Origin of the sequence: uncultured Aquimarina sp. (assembly GCF_947492115.1) — a bacterium.
Lineage (GTDB): Bacteria > Bacteroidota > Bacteroidia > Flavobacteriales > Flavobacteriaceae > Aquimarina.
The window spans coordinates 1-3,369 of record NZ_CANLMM010000031.1 but is presented as its reverse complement, the minus strand read 5'-3'; the positions used below and the strand labels follow the sequence as shown (position 1 = coordinate 3,369).

Below are 3,369 nucleotides of genomic sequence, written 5' to 3'. Positions count from 1 at the left end.
GGAGGTTTACGCAAGTAAAACGTGCTAAAAAATCGCTTTTTTGGCTGATCAGCTTCTGACGAAAAAAAGTTCAGGTTTATTTGGTAAGGTCTGTTACTAATCCAATGATTGCAAGATGATCGCGAGAAAGAAAAATAAAATTGACGGAATAATTACGCATGTAATATCACCTTGCTTGGCTAGTCTAGTAAGATTTGTGACTGAAAAAAGAACGCACGATAACAAGATATATGTGACATAGCAGCAAAGTAATCAATCGATTGGTTGTTGTATATTTATGAAGGCGCAATGCTTGATGAAAATAAAAGTTAGCAATCAATGCGCAGAAAAATCAAAAAGCAGGGTAACATTTTGCGCTGCTACGACACATATATTAAACGTTGTAGAGCATTGAAAAGATGACTAGAAGAGAATTGATTGAGTTGGTAAAAGAAATTATAAACGTTGAAAACAAAACGGAAAAAGAAATCGACCGACTATTAGAAATTTTGGAACAAAATGTCCCGGATCCAGAAGTGTCTGACTTAATATATTATGATGAATTGACACCTGAACAGATTGTCGACAAAGCATTAAGTTATAAACCTATTCAATTATAAGTTTGAGATTAAACTTACTCGTAATACGAACATCAAATCCTGAGATTTTAAAAGATCAATATGAGAGACTTGGATTTGAATTTGACTATCACCAACATGGAAATGGTCCACTTCATTACGCATCTGAACTAAATGGATTCGTATTTGAGATATATCCTTTGACCAAATCAATGGAGAAGGCTGATAATTCAATAAGACTAGGATTTGACATTGAAGGTTTGAAAAGTAAAATTATTGATTTATCAAGTTCTGACTGGAAAATATTATCAGAACCTAAAGAAACTGAATGGGGTTTGACCGCTTTAATTCAAGATTTGGATGGACGAAAAATTGAATTGAAAAATAAATAAAACGCTCTACAACAACATATATGTGATCATAGCAGCTAAGTGATCAATCGAAAAGTCTGTGTATTTTTGCAGTAGCGCAATGCTTGCAAAAAGTAAAAGTTAGCAACCAATGCGCAGAAAAATCAAAAAGTAGGGTAACATTTTGCCCTGCTACGACACATATATTAAACGTTACAGCACATCAAAAACTAAAATGAATTTACAGAAACTAGATGGTAAAATTATATTAAGAGTTATAATTATCTTTATTATTGGTATTGGTTATGGAGTACTTGATAGAGGGGAGTTTAATGCATCTTTTATTGGTTATGGACTTAGCCATTTGGTTCTTTCTTACCTTTTAGGATTAATTTCTTTTTATGCTTACAAGTTTATCGCAAGAAAAAAATTTATAGATAAGAAAAAAAGAAAAGTGGTTATTTGGAATATTTCTATGTTTTGGGCTTTGTTTATTCTCATATGGCTTGGAATACTTTAAATTAAAGAAATCTGAAAAGCATAACGCAACGACTGACATTACTCAAACGGCAAAATGACGGATTTGTGAAAGTTTAACTAGAATCTGAAAGAAAAACCTAAGATTGAGGAACGAAACGCAATCAAAACGCGCGGCGGACATTACTCGGACGACTAAATGAAGAGTTTTGAGGAGAATTAACCGAAAGGGAACTTTGAAACGCAATAATTACGTAAAAAAATACGTGCTGTAACAACATATATGTGATCATAGCAGCAAAGTGATCAATCGAATGGTTCTTGTATTTTTGGTAAGGCGCAATGCTTGCAGAATAGTCAAGTTGGCAACCAATGCGCAGAAAAATCGAAAAACAAGGTAACATTTTGCCCTGCTACGACACATATATTAAACGTTACCACACATTTGAGAAAAACGATATTAATATTAACAATTTTGATTTTCCAGCAAAGTCTTTACTCGCAAAAAGAAATTGTTGGGAAAGTAGAGTTTTATAAATCTGAAGCTACCGATTTTGTATTACATAGAGATGAGGATAATCAATATGCTAAAAACTTAAACAAAAGAAAAAGTAAAATCAAATTAAAACAGAGAAATAGCATAACCGAAATCGAAACTGACTCAAATGGAGTTTTTGTATTAAAGACAACTTTAAAGGATTCTATTCGAATCATAGTAAATGAACATTCACCCGTTTTTAACGGACAATTTGAATTTGACTTCAGTGAAATTAAAGACACTTTAAAACTTGGGATATCTGACAAAAATTTAGCTATTAAACTTGATTCTCAACTTGAACCTGAATTCTATAATAAATACAGCGAAAATCAAGCGAATGTGGACTTTGCAAATGGAAAACGTATAATTCTCGCAGTTGGAATTGATTGGCGAACGGACGAATCAACTAAAAGAATTAAAGAAATTACCAAATTATATAATGTGCATTACAAGTATATTTTTGAACCAAGTCAAAGTGAAATGCGAATTTTGTATCGCTATAATCAAGTAATGAAAAAATTAATCGGAATAAATAAAAACGTGTGGTAACAAAGTGTATAGCTCATTGCGGCTGAATTCCTTAAACGGAATTCATTGCAAATTTGCTACTTTAGTAGCTCATTGGAATCTTCCTTCGGAAAATTCCGCAATAAGCCATACACAGAACGTTATCAGCAATATATTTTAATGAGATACTTAGAAATAGATAGAATATTATCAAAAGATACTTTAATTAAAAGTGGTAATCGATTATCTGAAAGTCTAAAAAAAGTAATTTCTGAAAGAGAAGAACTAACCGATAGGGAATCTCAAAAAATAGATGCATTACAAAAGGACATCTTAAAAGACAATGTATTCAGACTTGTTTCTGTAAGGTCGCCAATTGAAGAATTTACTCCTGTGAAATTCAACATGATCTTCGACTATCAGAATTTACATGATATAGAGACTGCGGACTTGACGGTTTCTCATATCTTATTTCTAAAAAATAACTATTTAATCCAATTCCCTTTAGGGCATCACTGCGAGATTTTTGTAAGTTGTGAGTCTGGTAAGCCTAAACTGTTTGACAGGTTACCAATTGACAATTATGACTCTATTAGTATTGGAATATGTAATCAATCAGATTGGCCTGAAATAAAAAATAAACTCAAGGAATCTAGATTGGAATTTGAGAAATGGAAAGAACAGCAAAACTAAAAAAAAAGCTGATAACATCATATATGAAATCAGAGCAAAGTGTGCTAGATCAAAAGGTCATTTCCTTTTTGTGCTGGCGCTAGATTTTTATAAATTAAACAAGAAATAAAAACGCACGGATAAATCAATTGGTTTAGGTTTGCTTGCCTTGCTCCGATTCATATATTTGGCGTTAGCATTAATTACAAAAAAGAAATGAAAAAAATTCTATTCGGAATATTTACTGCAATAATTTGTTCATTATCGT

Annotated in this window: 5 protein-coding genes; all 5 read left to right on the top strand. The window is 31.9% G+C overall.

What is annotated here, in order from left to right:
* The first annotated feature begins 398 nt into the window (after positions 1-398).
* Positions 399-599 carry a bacteriocin immunity protein gene (locus Q1A73_RS24360; RefSeq protein ID WP_299611417.1) on the top strand — a complete coding sequence of 67 codons (201 nt, stop codon included), beginning with the start codon at positions 399-401 and terminating at the stop codon, positions 597-599.
* 2 nt (positions 600-601) lie between these two features.
* Complete coding sequence (locus tag Q1A73_RS24355; RefSeq protein WP_299611393.1) at positions 602-949, top strand: hypothetical protein; 348 nt, start codon at positions 602-604, stop codon at positions 947-949.
* A gap of 193 nt (positions 950-1,142) precedes the next feature.
* Positions 1,143-1,427 carry a hypothetical protein gene (locus tag Q1A73_RS24350; RefSeq protein ID WP_299611390.1) on the top strand — a complete coding sequence of 95 codons (285 nt, stop codon included), beginning with the start codon at positions 1,143-1,145 and terminating at the stop codon, positions 1,425-1,427.
* 402 nt (positions 1,428-1,829) lie between these two features.
* On the top strand, positions 1,830-2,471 hold the full coding sequence (locus Q1A73_RS24345) for a hypothetical protein (RefSeq protein ID WP_299611387.1): 642 nt from the start codon (positions 1,830-1,832) through the stop codon (positions 2,469-2,471).
* A gap of 138 nt (positions 2,472-2,609) precedes the next feature.
* On the top strand, positions 2,610-3,122 hold the full coding sequence (locus tag Q1A73_RS24340) for a hypothetical protein (RefSeq protein WP_299611384.1): 513 nt from the start codon (positions 2,610-2,612) through the stop codon (positions 3,120-3,122).
* The last annotated feature ends 247 nt before the right edge of the window (positions 3,123-3,369 follow it).

Excerpts from the sequence above, each read along its gene's own strand:
- Q1A73_RS24360 (WP_299611417.1), top strand. The coding sequence starts at position 399 with ATGACTAGAAGAGAATTGATTGAGTTGGTAAAAGAAATTATAAACGTT.
- Q1A73_RS24350 (WP_299611390.1), top strand. The coding sequence starts at position 1,143 with ATGAATTTACAGAAACTAGATGGTAAAATTATATTAAGAGTTATAATT.
- Q1A73_RS24340 (WP_299611384.1), top strand. The coding sequence starts at position 2,610 with ATGAGATACTTAGAAATAGATAGAATATTATCAAAAGATACTTTAATT.